Here is a 14201-nt window from a genome sequence, read left to right on the forward strand (position 1 = left end):
ATCCAGATCAGGAGGGGTTCAGATGGTAAAGAAAAAGAATTGGGTCACATTTATGCTTCTTATGCTGGTAAGTGCGCTGGTACTTGCGGGCTGCGGAGGAGGAAGCAGCGGTGCGAGTGGGGACAAAGAGTTAACGTTTATGTTCCGCGGGGGCACAGATGAGCAGAAAGCATATCAGGCGGTGGTCAAGAAATTCGAAGAAGATCATCCGGGTGTGAAAGTAAAAATTATTGTAACGGCTGCAGATCAATACGCAACCAAGCTAAGAGCGGCAATTACAGGCAACAGCTTGCCTGACGTATTTTATTTTAATCCAGGCGATATTAAGGCCTATGCGAACAGCAATGTTCTCATGAATCTTACACCTTACATTGAAAATAATGCGGATGTTGATTTGAATAACATCTGGAAATATGGAGTGGATCTATACCGTTATGATGGCAAGATGGCAGGTCAGGGTGATCTCTACGGCATGCCGAAGGACCTCGGGCCATTTGCACTAGGCTACAACAAGACTTTGTTTGAAAAAGAAGGCATTCCATTCCCTGACAAGGATAAACCATATACATGGGAAGAGTTCGTTAAGGTGAATCAGCAAGCGACCAAGGATACCAACGGGGACGGTAAACCGGATGTATTCGGTACAGGCTTTAACGTACAGTGGGCACTGCAATCCTTTGTATGGAGCAATGGTGGGGACTGGCTGGATGAGAGCAAAACGAAGGTGACAATTGATGATCCGAAATTTGCAGAAGCTCTGCAATTCTTCGCGGATATGCAGAATGTATACAACATTACACCTTCCATTGAGGAAGCGCAAACATTGGATACCTACCAACGCTGGATGAAAGGCGAAATGGCCTTCTTCCCTGTAGGTCCTTGGGATATGAGTACATTCGAGACATTGCCTTTCGAGTATGATTTGCTACCTTTCCCTGCGGGATCGACTGGCAAGTCGGCTACGTGGATTGGCTCCCTGGGAATCGGAGTATCTGCGAAATCGAAACATCCGGAAGAAGCGGCAGCATTGGTGAACTACCTAACCGCTTCGAAAGAAAGTATGCAGCTACTGGTAGATGCCAAGGTACAGATTCCGAATCTGCTTGATATGGCAGACGAGTGGGCTAAAGATACATCCACGAAACCATCCAACAAGCAGGAGTTTATTGATATCGTAGAGGATTACGGACGTTCTTTGCCAGGTAACTACACGTACAATGCGGAGTGGTATGACCTCTTCTTCACAGACATCCAGCCGGTATTGGATGGCAAGATTACAGCCGCAGATTATGTGAAGCAGCAACAGCCAAAAATGCAGAAGTTGCTCGACAAAGCGGTTGAACAGGAACAGAAATCTCAGAAATAGTAGATAGGAAAGGGTGATGCCGGCAGCCTGCAATCATGCTGCTGGCATCATTCGTATTGGAACTTATGGGATTCCATACGGGCATGTGGCATTCGTTGATCGGCAAGGTTCAATCGAAGAATGCCACATGCTGATACTAGAAACAGGGGTGAACGCCGTGATTACGAAATCGAGTTTGTATCGCAAAGAGATGCTGTACGGATATCTGTTTATTTTACCTCCGATCCTTGGGTTGCTGATCTTTGTCATGTTTCCATTCCTCTACTCCCTCTATGGTTCCTTTACCGACTGGGATGGACTGGGACAGATGAACTTTATCGGATTGGCCAACTTCAAGGACTTGCTCACGGATGACTTATTTTACAAAGCGATGTTTAATACATTCTTCCTGATGCTGGGGATCCCGATTGGCCTTTTGCTGGCATTGTTGCTGGCTATGGGTTTGAATCGTAAAATTCCCGGGACTACGACCTTCCGCGTAATTTACTATATTCCGGTCATCTCCTCTCTGGCTGCAGTGTCCATCATGTGGAACTGGGCGTATAACGGGGATTACGGTCTGGTGAACCAGTTCCTCGGTCTGTTTGGCATTGAGGGTCCCAACTGGCTCGCGAATAAAGACACAGTCAAACCAGCACTGATTATTATGACGGTCTGGAAAGGTTTGGGATACACCATGTTATTGTACCTGGCAGCGCTGCAAAGTGTATCACGTACATATTATGAGGCGGCTGAACTGGATGGAGCCAATGGGTTCCAGATTTTCCGCAATATCACCTGGCCGATGGTGAAGCCTGTTACCTTTTTCCTCGTCGTTACGAATATCATTGGCGGTTCCCAGATCTTTACCGAGATGAACATTATGACGCCTACAGGTGGTCCTGAATATTCATCGGCTTCGATTGTCTTCTACATCTGGCAGAAAGCCTTCAGTAACCTTCAGATGGGTTATGCGTCAGCCATGGCTATGATTCTTGGTATTTTCATTTTTGTCATTACCTTGGTGCAATTCAAAATGAACGAAAAATCAGCCTATGATGGGGATTAATTGTCAAGGGAAGGAGTGAATCGGAGATGTCTTACAGTCAAAAAAGGAATTTAACGAACACGATCATTTTTATCGTACTTGCGATTGGTGCTATTGCGATGGTTGCACCACTGATCTGGATGCTATCCACTTCATTGAAGGAGAAGCAGGATGTATTCGCGCTTCCACCAGTGTGGATACCTGAAGTATTTCAATTTGGAAAGTATAAGGAAATCTGGGAAGCAGGGCCGCTGCTAAGCGGGATCAAAAACAGCCTCATTGTCGCGGTGAGTGTAACGATCGTCGGTACGTTTACATCCAGTATCGCTGCGTTTGCTTTTGCCAAATTGAGATTTCCGCATAAAAACAAACTGTTTCTTGCTTTGCTTGCTTCCATGATGATTCCATATCCAACAGTCATGATTCCACAGTTCATGATGTTCTCCAAGCTTGGCTGGACAGATACATTATTGCCGCTTATTGTACCGGGGTTGTTCGGTAATGTGATTATGATCTTCTTCCTCCGGCAATATCTGCTTAGTGTGCCAGATGCCATTATTGAAGCAGCCAAAATTGATGGAAGTTCCTATTTCCGGCTCTATTCCAGTATTACATTCCCGTTGATTAAACCTGCCGTTGCTGCACAGTTAATTCTCTGGTTTATGGGGATCTGGAACGATTATCTCGCACCGATTATCTATCTGAATTCACCGGAGAAGCAGACGCTTCAGCTGGTTATAGCGAACTTCAATGCCACGTATGCAATCCAGACGGATTATCCACTTATTATGGCAGCATCGATTGTGGCTCTGTTACCGGTATTAATCATCTTCCTGATCTTCCAGAAACAGATAATTGAATCGGTTGCCATTTCGGGAGTGAAGGGATGAATCAGCGGAAGAGATTCCGAGGGTGGACATTTTCGAAGAGAGGGGTTGTTGCTTCCATGTTGCTGTTGTTGATTACTGGGGCTACTGGCTGTACTGGAGAAGGGGCGGGAGAAACGGTGCCCCGTCCGCTCTTTCCTGAAGCTCCTCAAGATACCCAGCTGTATGACACTTCCGTACTGGATGATGAATCCCGTTGGACGGTGAACAATGCGCATGATCCGGCCATTATCAAAACTGATCAGGGATACTACGTCTATTCCACAGACGTTCGTGTAGCAGGGGAAGCGAAACCCGGCGTCATGGTACGCAAATCGGATGATCTGATCCACTGGACGTGGGTAGGTCAGGCTCTACCGGGCATTCCGCAAGAAGCGCTGGATTGGACAGGGGCAGTCAATTTGTGGGCACCGGATGTGATTCAGGCTGGCGATACCTATCGGATGTATTATTCGGCTTCTTCTTTTGGCAGTACTCAGTCGGCTATTGGTCTGCAGACATCGTCATCTCCCGAAGGCCCTTGGACAGATGAAGGACTGGTTGTGCAAACTTCTGCCAATGAACAAGACAAATTGAATGCGATTGATGCCAATCCCATTGTGGATGCCGAGGGCAATTCGTGGATGGTATACGGTTCATTTTTTGACGGTATCTATATTGCACCACTCGATCCGGACACGGGGAAATTCAAGGACGAGGGCTACGGTACCCGCATTGCCGCTCGGGATCGTGCTACGGAAGAAGGGGCAGTCGAGGGTCCATACATTGTGTATAACCCGGAGTTCAAAAAGTATTATCTATTCGTCTCCTATGATTCCTTATTCGAGGACTATAACGTGCGGGTTGCGCGTGCTGATTCAATCACAGGACCGTATACGGACATAAACGGCAATAACATGCTGGATACGGAGCATCTGCCACAATATGAGATTGGCACCAAAATTCTCGGCGGTTATCGCTTCACAGAAGGTGAAGGCTGGGTTGCGCCCGGACATAACTCCGTTCTGAAGGACGGAGATAATTATTACATCGTGCATCATGCACGGGGTGAGACGGATAAAAACTGGCCATATCTGCATGTACGCAAAATGTTATGGACCAAGGACGGATGGCCTGTGGTTTCACCTGAGCGTTACGCCGGTGAGATAGTACAAGATATTCCGAAGTCCATGATTGCCGGGGAATGGGAAGGCATGGCGCTTGATCCGTCCGTGGATGGACAGATTCAGGCTGTGCCATATACCCTAACGGGCAACGGTAAAATTAAAAGCGAAAACGGTTCAGGAACCTGGACATTTGACGGTAAACAAACATTGACACTGAAGTGGAAAGAAAGCCCATGGGGCGGAGCTTCCACGGAAGAGCTAAAGCTGCTCCCGTCCTGGGACTGGGAGCGAAGCCAATCTGCGCTCGTAGTAACAGGCCTCGATGACCGCGGTATCGCGGTCTGGGGCAAGCAGATTAGCGCAGCTGAGGAGTAAGGAGCGAGCTGCCGCTCTAAGAGTGCACAAGTAGTGAGGGGGCGGAAGGAGCCGCAGGAGCGAGTTTGGCATCCGATTTCAACCGCCAAGAGCGGTGGGAAAAAGAAATCGGAGGACAAGAGAGCGCCAAGGCCCTACCACCACCGAACGTCCGCTGTGTACCTAAAGCTGCCTATAGCTCGGTAGCCAGCACAGCATTACGTGGGGAGAGTTGACCCTGCGAAGCGGTCAACCCCATAAGACCGAGCCAATAAAAAGGCTCGAAGTAAGGTTGTAATCCAGCGAGCATTTTAAGAGCGAGCTACCGCTCTAAGGGTGCACAAGCAGTGAGGGGGAGGAAGGAGCCGCAGGAGCGAGTTTGGCATCCGATTTCAACCGCCAGGAGCGGTGAAAAAAGAAATCGGAGGACAAGAGAGCCCCAAGGCCCTACCACCCCCGAACGCCCGCTGTGCACCACCCGAAAAGGTTTTCGCTTTTTTCGCAATGGGGTTACATCCCTAACTACGAGCCAAACAACATTTGAAAGGGGAGCATTCCCATGACTGATTCCATTACATTTACTAATCCCATCCTGGAGCAGCGCGCTGATCCGTGGGTGTACCGTCATACGGACGGTTACTATTACTTTTCCGCATCCGTACCTGCCTTCGATCGAATTGAGATTCGGCGAGCAGAGACGTTGGAAGCGTTGAGAGATGCTGAGCCGGTAACGGCTTGGACCAAGCGTGATACTGGGCCGATGAGTGCCAACATCTGGGCACCGGAAATTCATTTTATCGATGGCAAATGGTACATACATTACGCTGCGGCTCACACCAGTGAGACTAACGAAGGCCTGTTCGATCATCGGATGTATGTTCTGGAGAACGATTCTGCCAATCCACTCGAAGGGGAGTGGGTAGAGAAAGGACAGATTTACACCCGGTGGGAATCATTCGCGCTAGATGCAACGACCTTTGAGCATAAGGGTATCCGCTATCTGGTCTGGGCGCAGAAAGATCCTGATATTGTGGGCAACTCCAACCTGTACATTGCCGAAATGGAAAACCCATGGACGCTACGCGGCGAACAGGTCATGATCTCAACGCCAGAGTACGATTGGGAAATCATCGGCTTTAAGGTTAATGAAGGAGCAGCCGTGATGCACCGAAATGGGCGATTGTTTATCGGCTACTCGGCCAGTGCGACCGATTACAACTATTGTATGGGTCTGCTCACCGCAGATGAAAATGCCGACTTGCTTGATCCGGCGAGTTGGGTAAAATCACCGGAGCCGGTGTTCCAGACTTGTGAAGCGAACGGCCAATACGGTCCGGGCCATAACAGCTTTACGGTGTCACCGGATGGCAAGACCGATATTCTGATTTATCATGCGCGCAATTACAAAGACATCGAGGGTGATCCCTTGTATGATCCGAACCGTCACGCCCGTGCTCAAGTGATTCATTGGCGTGAAGATGGCACACCTGATTTCGGTGTTCCAGTTCCAGATGGAAAAGCAGCAGCAGAAGCAAAATAAGATGTAGTGAAACCTTATATCCAAGAGCCCTTAGTTAGCGAGTGATGCTGATTAAGGGCTCTTCTGTATGTGAACGATAAGGAATAGTGGTCTACATATTGATGTCTTGGATATAAAACAAAGCAACCACAACGATGATTTTTGCGTATGAGAAAGATACGGATTACGATACACAACCTATTAGGAGGATCACATATGGATTCACGCGAAACATTGGACCACGAACTTGAACAGATTTTGAAATGGGAAAAACAACAGAAGGACTTGTTTATATGGGATAAAATCGGGCGTCTGCCCTTTGCGATGTTGGATAAAGTGATGCCTAAAGCGCTGAAACAGAAGATCGGAGATTCCCTGAATGACGTCGGTCAGTATGTACAGAACGGGGGCAAGTTCCTCGTACAGAAGAAAAAAGTAGCCAAGCTGTTGCAAGAGGAAGCCGAGAAATCCGGTTATTCCATGTCGGATACGACCGATCGTCTGGAACAGGATGCTGAAGCTGAGGGGACAGCCAAGATTCATAGTGTAGAAAATCTGCCACTTCAGGTGCTGGACCAGGTAGCCGATAACATTACCGAGAGTCGAACGAAGTTTGCCGCGGCTCAAGGAGCAGCTACAGGGTTTGGTGGCATTGTAACCATTGCAGCAGATATTCCCGTGGTGATGGGGCTTTCCTTGAAGGTACTACAGGAGATGGCACTATGTTACGGCTATGATCCCGATGAACCGCTGGAGCGTATCTTTATTGTCAAATGTCTGCAGTTCTCTTCCGCCGATATTGTAGGCAAGAAGGCGATTATTGAAGAACTGGCCGCTTACGACGATCCGGACAAGCCTATTGAAGTGGTATCGCAGATGCAGGGGTGGCGGGAGGTTTTTAACTCCTACAGCGAATCCTTTGGTTGGAAGAAACTGTTCCAACTCGTGCCGATTGCCGGCATGGTGTTTGGTTCAGTGAGCAACAAAAATACGATCCGTGATGTAGCCGAAGCAGGTAAAATGCTGTACAAAAAACGGCTGATCCTTCAGCGTTTGAAATAAGGTTATAGCAGAATACTTAATTGAAAGAGATGAATTTTACATGTTAAACAAACAAGGTTTCTATGATCTTTTGGATCGCAACAATATCGTTTACGAGAGTATAGAACATCCCGCAGTATATACGATGGAGGAAATATTCTCTTATCAAATTCCACATACAGAACATATCGTTAAAAACCTATTTCTACGTGATGACAAGAAGCGCAACTATTATCTGGTAACGATTGCTGGAACGAAGTCTGTTGATTTGAGAAGTTTAAGCGAAAAGATACCTAGCCGTAAACTCAGTTTTGCGAGTGAAAAGGATTTGTTGGAGTTCCTCGGATTGGAAAAAGGGCATGTTAACCCTATGGGGGTTCTCAATAATATTCAGAAGAACGTAACCGTCGTCTTTGACAAGGATCTAGTCGGTCAGAAAATCGGAATTCATCCCATGGAAAATACGGCGACGGTATTCCTTGAATTTGAAGATGTGAAGGAATTGATTACAGCTCATGGCAGCAGCGTTGTCCTGTGTGACGTGGAATAAAACTGCTTTAAGCTGAATTCGAGAAAAACAAATATAACAAAAGGGTTCCTGCCGCTCTGTAAATACAGAGTTGGAGGGAACCCTTTTGTTGTGGTTAGACTGTTTATTTACTACAAATGTAGGTTACTCTTCACTACCATTTTCTTTCGCCCAGATATTCAGTAATTTATCGGATGGAAGCAGGAACGTGAAGATCCCGAGCAGGGGCAGGAAGCTGCACATCTGCATCACCGGTGATACACCGAAGACATCAATCCAGTTACCCAGAACAAGTGCGCCCAGACCTCCCATACCAAATGCCAGACCTGTGATCAGGCCCGAGACCGTTCCGATTTTGCCTGGAATCAGCATTTGGGCGTATACAACCGTAACCGAAAAGCTGGATAACATGATAAAACCAATAATGGTTAGCAGTACGCCTGTCCAGAACAGGTTCGCATAAGGCAACATCAGCGCCAGAGGAGCAGCTCCGGCCATGGACAGGAAGATCAGGTTACGTTTGCCGAATCGATCCGCCAAGGGGCCTCCGAAGAACGTACCCAGTGCTCCGGCAGCCAGGAACAAGAAGATATAGATCTGCGCGTCCTCTGTGGACAATCCAAAGGTATCTTTCAGATTAAACGCATAGAAGCTGCCGATGGAAGCGATATACCAGGAACGAACAAAGACGAGCAAGATCAATAGTGTAATGGCGGCAGTAATCTTTTTACGTAAAGCAGGATTGGGTGCACGACGGGCAGCAGCCTGTCTACGCAGGTATCCTCCCGATTGCAGCATGCGTCCATACCAACGGGCTATGTAGATCTGAACTGCAATCCCCATGGCAGCAATGCCTGTAAATCCAATGGCACCGAACAGTCCAAACGGGATAAAGATCCAGCGTGTAAGCAATGGGGCAAGGGATTGTCCGGCGTTACCTCCGACCTGAAAGATGGATTGTGCCAGCCCACGGCGCTGACCAGCAGCCATATGCGATACCCGTGAACCTTCTGGATGGAAAGCTGCGGAACCCAGACCCACAAAAATAACGGAGATGAGCACAGCCATATAACTGTCAGCGAAGGCCAACAGCAACATGCCGGTAAATGTAAAACCCATGCCTATGGGCAGAATGGATGGCGTCGGTTTTTTATCTGCAAACCAGCCTACGACAGGCTGCATAATGGATGCGGTAAAGTTAATAGCAAATGAGATCCATCCGATCTGAGTATACGTGAGGTGCATGGAATCTTTTAGAATCGGAAAAATGGCTGGAATAACTGACTGGATCGAATCATTGAAGAGATGAACCAGACTGATGGCAATAAGTATCCGGTAAACAGTGCTTTGGGCATCCGATCCGGGTGGGGCTTTCGAACGCGCTGCGGCGTCCTTGGTTAATGTGGATTGAGTAGACATGTACAATTCTCCTTTGGTCGCGGTCACGAGGGATCAGCGCCTGATGTTGTAATATATGCGTGTAAGCATATTGTTACATAATAGGATAGATTGATTGGACCGACAAGGGGAACAAGGGAAAACGTTGTTGAATGCAACTCTATTTCTGAGGTGGTTATTTATAGCATTACATTTACAAAACAAACATATTACTTTAGCATCTACTGTAAGAAGACTCATATTTATGTGTAATAAGGATAGAGGAGGAATGGATGTGAAATCCTTATCACCTTATGAATCCGCCAAACGTGAGTTAGTGATGACTATTTTGTATATGGCTGTAATAACGTTTCAGGCTATCTATGTTGCACCGAAATCTCCATCTGTTGCTATCGTCATATTTATCATTTTTCAATCGATTGGTGTGCTGATGTTGCGACATTACATTAAAAAAGTCAAAGAACTAAAGGAAGATCAATCTACTTGAGTTTCAATGCGATCCCATTGTATCGAGAGATTGAGGTTCTACGGGTTTAAACTAAACAAAGAAAAAGCCGGACTTCTTCAGATTTTGAAGAGTTCGGCTTTTCTGTGTCCTATAATTTATTATAGCAGAGTTGATTTACCCGCCAGTTTAACGATTATCAATCGTCTCCGGGTACATATCATGATTCATCATGCGGTGGTCGGCCATCTGTTCGTATTTCGTTCCCGGCTTACCATAGTTCGTATAAGGGTCAATGGAGATGCCGCCGCGCGGTGTGAATTTGCCCCATACTTCAATGAAGCGCGGGTCCATCAGCTTGATCAGGTCGTTCATGATGATATTCACACAATCCTCGTGGAAATCACCATGGTTGCGGAAGCTGAACAAGTACAGCTTGAGCGATTTGCTCTCCACCATTTTCACATCAGGAATGTAGCTGATATAGATCGTCGCAAAGTCCGGCTGACCCGTAATCGGGCACAGGCTAGTGAACTCCGGACAGTTGAATTTTACAAAATAATCGCGGTACGGATGCTTGTTATCAAAGTTCTCCAAGATTCCCGGATCATATTCAAACGTATATTTAACGTTCTGGTTGCCCAGCAACGTCACATCTTGCATCTCTTCAGGTTGTCTCATCGGTTCGTAAACGCTCCTTGTTTCCGTCAAAGCCAAAGCCTCGCGGTATATATGAATAGGCAATTTTTTTGCCTGTTGAATTCTTTTATTTTCTAAGGACGTGTTGTCCTCATCCTTACATCATGCCGCCCATTCCACCCATCAAACGCCGCGTTTGTTGCCCCATACCAGCGTATGAAGCTGTGGAAGCACACGAACATCATTCAGGTCATCGGAGGCACTGACTTGGTCGATCAGCCACTCATAACGAGCAAGCAGCGAGGACGCCAGATCTGGCGTATCAGCGGAAGTCACATCCGGGTTCCCGGTTTGTAAAAATAAATCCGTGCCCGGATACCGTGCATGTACACGACGGGCGTAGTCCAGGTCTGTCTCATCGAAGATCACGATCTTCAGACTGTGACTTCGTTCTACCGATCCAGCGGCCAGCCGTTCGATCAGATCATCCAGCACGGCCCAATCGGTGTCCATGCCGGAGCTTGGTGGCTTGGGCGAGACGGTGACTTCGTCAATGTTCGCCAGCCAAGGCTGCCAGCGGGAGCCCTGTGTCTCCACCGCAGTGCGGATGCCGTTCTCCCGCAGCAGGGCAACCAATCCGCCCAGCGAAGCGAGCAGGGCGGGATTACCGCCGGAGATGGTGACATGGGAGAAACGGGTGCCGCCAACGCGGCGCAATTCTTCCCATACATCCTCTGGCGTAATCATTCGAATCTGGTCCTTGCCGCTGCCGTCCCAGGTAAAGGCCGAGTCGCACCAGGAGCAGCGATAATCGCAGCCCGCGGTACGAACAAACATCGTTTTTTGCCCGATAACCATGCCTTCGCCCTGAACTGTCGGTCCAAAAATCTCCATCACGGGAATACGAGCTTCTTTGCGAGCTCCCGTCTCATTCACCTGTTGTGTCACACTACTCATCGATCATCCACTCCCGTCTCGCTTCCGCGTAACTGGTTGGTGTCTCGAAGAGTAGGACAAACTCCGTCCGCCCACCATCGGTCAGCCCGGCATAAGGCTCCGTCTGGAGCGCATGTTCCATCTGTTCGAACAGCCAAACGACCATATTTTCAGCCGTTGTATTCATTAAAGGAAGTGTCTCGTTGAGGTACTGATGATCCAGATATCCCTCAATCTGAGTTTTCCATATATCCTTGATATGTCCAAAATCAACCGTCAGCCCGGTTTCACCCGGATAACCGCTGATGCCAAAAATAACTTTATACGTATGACCGTGCAAGTTCTTGCACTTGCCTTCATAACAATGTAGATGATGTGCCGCGTCAAAAGTAAACTCTTTGCTGACGAGCACACGTTTGCGGTGATAGCGCAGCTGGGTGGGCAGAATATCTTCTCCGATGCGTTGCAAATGCTCTACAATACGGAACGTTCCGGGTTCTCTCATCGCACATCCGCTCCCGCAGATTCAGCAGCAGTACGCTGTTGCACATAGCGATCCAGTCCGGCTTTGCGCAGTTTGCAAGCAGGGCATTCTCCGCATCCATCGCCGATCACGCCGTTATAGCAGGTTAAGGTACGCTCGCGCACATAATCAAAGGCACCGAGATCATCGGCCATCTTCCACGTTTGGGCTTTATCCAGCCACATGAGCGGGGTATGAATGACAAATGGATAGTCCATCGACAGGTTAAGGGTCACATTCATCGATTTCACAAATGAATCCCGGCAATCCGGATATCCGCTGAAATCCGTCTCACATACACCTGTAACCAGGTGGCGTGCTCCTTTTTGCTTTGCCATAATGGCTGCAAAACTGAGGAACAGCAGATTCCGTCCATCCACAAAGGTACTCGGCAGTTCGCCTTCTTCATGGGTAATCTCCACATCTGTGCGAGTGAGTGCATTGGGTGCAAGCTGGTTTAACAGGCTCATATCCAGTACCGTTTGCTGTACGCCCAGATCACGTGCGATATCCGCTGCGCATTCAATCTCCAACTTGTGACGCTGACCATAATCAAACGTAACGACCTCGACTTCGGCAAACTGTTGCTTGGCCCAGAACAGACACGTGGTACTATCCTGACCGCCGCTGAATACAACGACTGCTTTTTCTTCGTTCAACATAAAAAAACCTCTCCATCTTCTTGAGATCAAACCATGCACGTATGCATAGAGTGTCGGAAGAACAGAGAAGTTCATGAACTGGCATCCATCAAAAAACACACCTTCTCGATAACCGCTTCAAAAAAAGCAGGCATGAGTAAGTGTCCTTAGTTTTTTACGTACATTCCGTTAAGCAACGTGTACGCAAGACTTATACTGACCATCAGATGGTCAAGTCTTATAGAGGGAGTTCGCGAACCTCTCCCATGCCGTAGGCATGGATTTTCTTCTTCAATTGTCTGAACCATTATAACATGAAACCGCGTGGTGACCACCCCACCTGAGCATAGTGGCAGCTGGTCACACTGCCCCATCATGTAACAGCTTATTTGATAAGTACATTACCGAAAGGAATAACTTCTTTCAGAATTCGTTTGAACAGTCCCTCATCGTTGAGATCCTGTTCCAAGCGGTGATTCTCACGCCCTGCCTGAAAGAGTACTGAGCCATGTCCCGTCATCTTCCAATGATAGTTCATATGCTGACTGGCAAGGTTGTTACCATAAACGGTTAGTTCCAGATGTGCATTTTCGGGATAGGCAATAATGCTGCCAGCATCTACATAAAGCGGGGCAGTCGGATGCAGTTCCTGCTGGCAGACCTGACCTTGGGTTAGCAATCCGATTTTGCCTTTGCCGGAAAATTTCATTTTCACTGCATCACGGGTGATGAGCATATTTTTAATTTTCTGAATTTTGGTATGCATGGTTACACCATCAGAGTAGAAGAAGAGGTGGCGGAAGTCATAGAGCAGGTCACTGTCCTCCGTGAGCTCTACTTCTTTCATGGTGAATCCGGGAGGCAGGGCGGCCACAAATTGGCAAGGTCCGGTAATTTCGGATTTAATCAGCTTTTTTTTGCGATATATGCCCGTGATATTCATGAATTTATCATTGCGACTACCACTTGGACCGCGGAAGGCCACAATTTGCTGCGGATGCAAAATATGAAGGCGGTCATCTTTAATCAGCGAGAATGTGACGACTTGTCCAGCTCCGCCTGCTTCAGCGTTGTTCAGGTGTATGTTCATGCAGTTGCTCCTGTTCTTTTATACTCGGCCCGAACGGCGACGCATTCCCCAGCGCATCACACGAATCAGAATAAAGTAACCTAATATGAGAGAAACGACAGTGATGATCATCGTCTGAATTCGTTTGGTGGTAGCTGCTTTGGCATTCTGGTCATCCTGCAATTTACTTACCATCTCAGTAAGTTTCTGGTTCTGAGCCAGTAGCTGTTCGTTCTGGGTCTTGAATGCTTCGACATTAGCCTGGGCTTGTCCCAACTGGGCGGACGTTTGATTTAGTTGCTCCATCGTTTGCTTATAGCTTTCCTGCAGAGCGTTCACTTCTCCGGGCAGTTCGGAGACTCGCTCCCATCCGCTGTATATATCCGTGAAAATATTGGCACTGGCTGCACTTACTGTGGAAGCTATTGAAACGGTAAATAGAATGCATGTGGTGAATAACACCCGAATGAAATAACCCTGAATGGATTTTGGCATTGTTAACACCTCTTTCTTCGGTAAATAATATAGATCGCCGAATTCGTCGTCTATTGTTGAAATACGCTCTTACATTATACGTCAAAACCGGGACGATGGGTTCAACATGATATCGTTTTATTACCCGAAATATTTAAAATTATTTATAGTAAGAGCTGTTTAGCTTATAAAACTGTGGGGTAATAGTACGATAGGCAAGCACACCGGACCGTTCTTACAGATCTTT

General features: G+C 47.6%; 15 protein-coding genes. 8 read left to right on the forward strand and 7 right to left on the reverse strand.

From position 1 onward, the window contains the following. Window positions 1–22 precede the first annotated feature (22 nt). The 7 genes from MHI06_RS05970 to MHI06_RS06000 all read left to right on the forward strand — a co-directional run bounded on the left by MHI06_RS05970 (window position 23) and on the right by MHI06_RS06000 (window position 7850). Window positions 23–1366, forward strand: coding sequence for a sugar ABC transporter substrate-binding protein (locus tag MHI06_RS05970; RefSeq protein ID WP_340400818.1), 1344 nt, complete (start codon window positions 23–25; stop codon window positions 1364–1366). A gap of 157 nt (window positions 1367–1523) precedes the next feature. Next, complete coding sequence (locus MHI06_RS05975) at window positions 1524–2414, forward strand: sugar ABC transporter permease (RefSeq protein WP_124117107.1); 891 nt, start codon at window positions 1524–1526, stop codon at window positions 2412–2414. A 26-nt stretch (window positions 2415–2440) separates the two neighbouring features. After that, window positions 2441–3283, forward strand: a complete 843-nt coding sequence (locus MHI06_RS05980; protein WP_124117106.1) for a carbohydrate ABC transporter permease — start codon at window positions 2441–2443, stop codon at window positions 3281–3283. 56 nt (window positions 3284–3339) lie between these two features. Continuing rightward, window positions 3340–4761 carry an arabinan endo-1,5-alpha-L-arabinosidase gene (locus MHI06_RS05985; RefSeq protein ID WP_340402063.1) on the forward strand — a complete coding sequence of 474 codons (1422 nt, stop codon included), beginning with the start codon at window positions 3340–3342 and terminating at the stop codon, window positions 4759–4761. Window positions 4762–5299: 538 nt separating this feature from the next. Then, entirely contained in the window at window positions 5300–6280 is a 981-nt protein-coding gene (locus tag MHI06_RS05990; protein ID WP_340400819.1) for a family 43 glycosylhydrolase, read from the forward strand. A gap of 195 nt (window positions 6281–6475) precedes the next feature. After that, the gene (locus MHI06_RS05995; protein ID WP_340400820.1) at window positions 6476–7321 is read left to right on the forward strand and encodes an EcsC family protein; all 846 of its coding nucleotides are present in this window, start codon (window positions 6476–6478) and stop codon (window positions 7319–7321) included. 40 nt (window positions 7322–7361) lie between these two features. Then, the gene (locus MHI06_RS06000; protein WP_340400821.1) at window positions 7362–7850 is read left to right on the forward strand and encodes a prolyl-tRNA synthetase associated domain-containing protein; all 489 of its coding nucleotides are present in this window, start codon (window positions 7362–7364) and stop codon (window positions 7848–7850) included. Window positions 7851–7973: 123 nt separating this feature from the next. On the opposite strand, the gene MHI06_RS06005 is transcribed toward MHI06_RS06000, so the two are convergent. Next, window positions 7974–9248, reverse strand: a complete 1275-nt coding sequence (locus MHI06_RS06005; protein ID WP_340016010.1) for an MFS transporter — start codon at window positions 9246–9248, stop codon at window positions 7974–7976. 253 nt (window positions 9249–9501) lie between these two features. Here MHI06_RS06005 and MHI06_RS06010 point away from each other — a divergent pair, with 253 nt between their 5' ends. Continuing rightward, window positions 9502–9714, forward strand: coding sequence for a hypothetical protein (locus MHI06_RS06010; protein WP_340400822.1), 213 nt, complete (start codon window positions 9502–9504; stop codon window positions 9712–9714). Between the two features lie 147 nt (window positions 9715–9861). Here MHI06_RS06010 and queF read toward each other — a convergent pair whose 3' ends face one another. The 6 genes from queF to MHI06_RS06040 all read right to left on the reverse strand — a co-directional run bounded on the left by queF (window position 9862) and on the right by MHI06_RS06040 (window position 13975). Beyond that, window positions 9862–10353: a preQ(1) synthase gene (gene queF / locus MHI06_RS06015; RefSeq protein WP_340400823.1), complete on the reverse strand. Its 492-nt coding sequence runs from the start codon at window positions 10351–10353 to the stop codon at window positions 9862–9864. A 141-nt stretch (window positions 10354–10494) separates the two neighbouring features. Next, on the reverse strand, window positions 10495–11268 hold the full coding sequence (gene queE / locus MHI06_RS06020; RefSeq protein ID WP_340400824.1) for a 7-carboxy-7-deazaguanine synthase QueE: 774 nt from the start codon (window positions 11266–11268) through the stop codon (window positions 10495–10497). Next, the gene (queD, locus tag MHI06_RS06025) at window positions 11261–11752 is read right to left on the reverse strand and encodes a 6-carboxytetrahydropterin synthase QueD (protein WP_340400825.1); all 492 of its coding nucleotides are present in this window, start codon (window positions 11750–11752) and stop codon (window positions 11261–11263) included. The genes queE and queD overlap by 8 nt, the downstream gene beginning before the upstream one ends. Beyond that, window positions 11749–12429 (reverse strand): 7-cyano-7-deazaguanine synthase QueC, encoded by a 681-nt coding sequence (queC, locus tag MHI06_RS06030; protein WP_340402064.1) that lies wholly within the window; start codon window positions 12427–12429, stop codon window positions 11749–11751. Before queC ends, queD begins: the two co-directional genes overlap by 4 nt. A 367-nt stretch (window positions 12430–12796) precedes the next feature. Then, a complete protein-coding gene (locus MHI06_RS06035) occupies window positions 12797–13501 on the reverse strand; it encodes an AIM24 family protein (protein ID WP_036668803.1) in 705 nt (234 codons plus the stop codon). An 18-nt stretch (window positions 13502–13519) separates the two neighbouring features. Next, window positions 13520–13975, reverse strand: a complete 456-nt coding sequence (locus MHI06_RS06040) for a hypothetical protein (protein WP_340016014.1) — start codon at window positions 13973–13975, stop codon at window positions 13520–13522. Window positions 13976–14201 lie beyond the last annotated feature (226 nt).

The organism is Paenibacillus sp. FSL H8-0079 (genome assembly GCF_037991315.1).
Lineage (GTDB): Bacteria > Bacillota > Bacilli > Paenibacillales > Paenibacillaceae > Paenibacillus.

Bases quoted from the DNA above. Each gene is read 5' to 3' on its own strand.
- MHI06_RS05970 (WP_340400818.1), top strand. From the start codon at position 23: ATGGTAAAGAAAAAGAATTGGGTCACATTTATGCTTCTTATGCTGGTA.
- MHI06_RS05980 (WP_124117106.1), top strand. From the start codon at position 2,441: ATGTCTTACAGTCAAAAAAGGAATTTAACGAACACGATCATTTTTATC.
- MHI06_RS05985 (WP_340402063.1), top strand. From the start codon at position 3,340: ATGTTGCTGTTGTTGATTACTGGGGCTACTGGCTGTACTGGAGAAGGG.
- MHI06_RS05990 (WP_340400819.1), top strand. From the start codon at position 5,300: ATGACTGATTCCATTACATTTACTAATCCCATCCTGGAGCAGCGCGCT.
- MHI06_RS05995 (WP_340400820.1), top strand. From the start codon at position 6,476: ATGGATTCACGCGAAACATTGGACCACGAACTTGAACAGATTTTGAAA.
- MHI06_RS06000 (WP_340400821.1), top strand. From the start codon at position 7,362: ATGTTAAACAAACAAGGTTTCTATGATCTTTTGGATCGCAACAATATC.
- MHI06_RS06005 (WP_340016010.1), bottom strand. From the start codon at position 9,248: ATGTCTACTCAATCCACATTAACCAAGGACGCCGCAGCGCGTTCGAAA.
- queF (WP_340400823.1), bottom strand. From the start codon at position 10,353: ATGAGACAACCTGAAGAGATGCAAGATGTGACGTTGCTGGGCAACCAG.
- queE (WP_340400824.1), bottom strand. From the start codon at position 11,268: ATGAGTAGTGTGACACAACAGGTGAATGAGACGGGAGCTCGCAAAGAA.
- queD (WP_340400825.1), bottom strand. From the start codon at position 11,752: ATGAGAGAACCCGGAACGTTCCGTATTGTAGAGCATTTGCAACGCATC.
- MHI06_RS06035 (WP_036668803.1), bottom strand. From the start codon at position 13,501: ATGAACATACACCTGAACAACGCTGAAGCAGGCGGAGCTGGACAAGTC.
- MHI06_RS06040 (WP_340016014.1), bottom strand. From the start codon at position 13,975: ATGCCAAAATCCATTCAGGGTTATTTCATTCGGGTGTTATTCACCACA.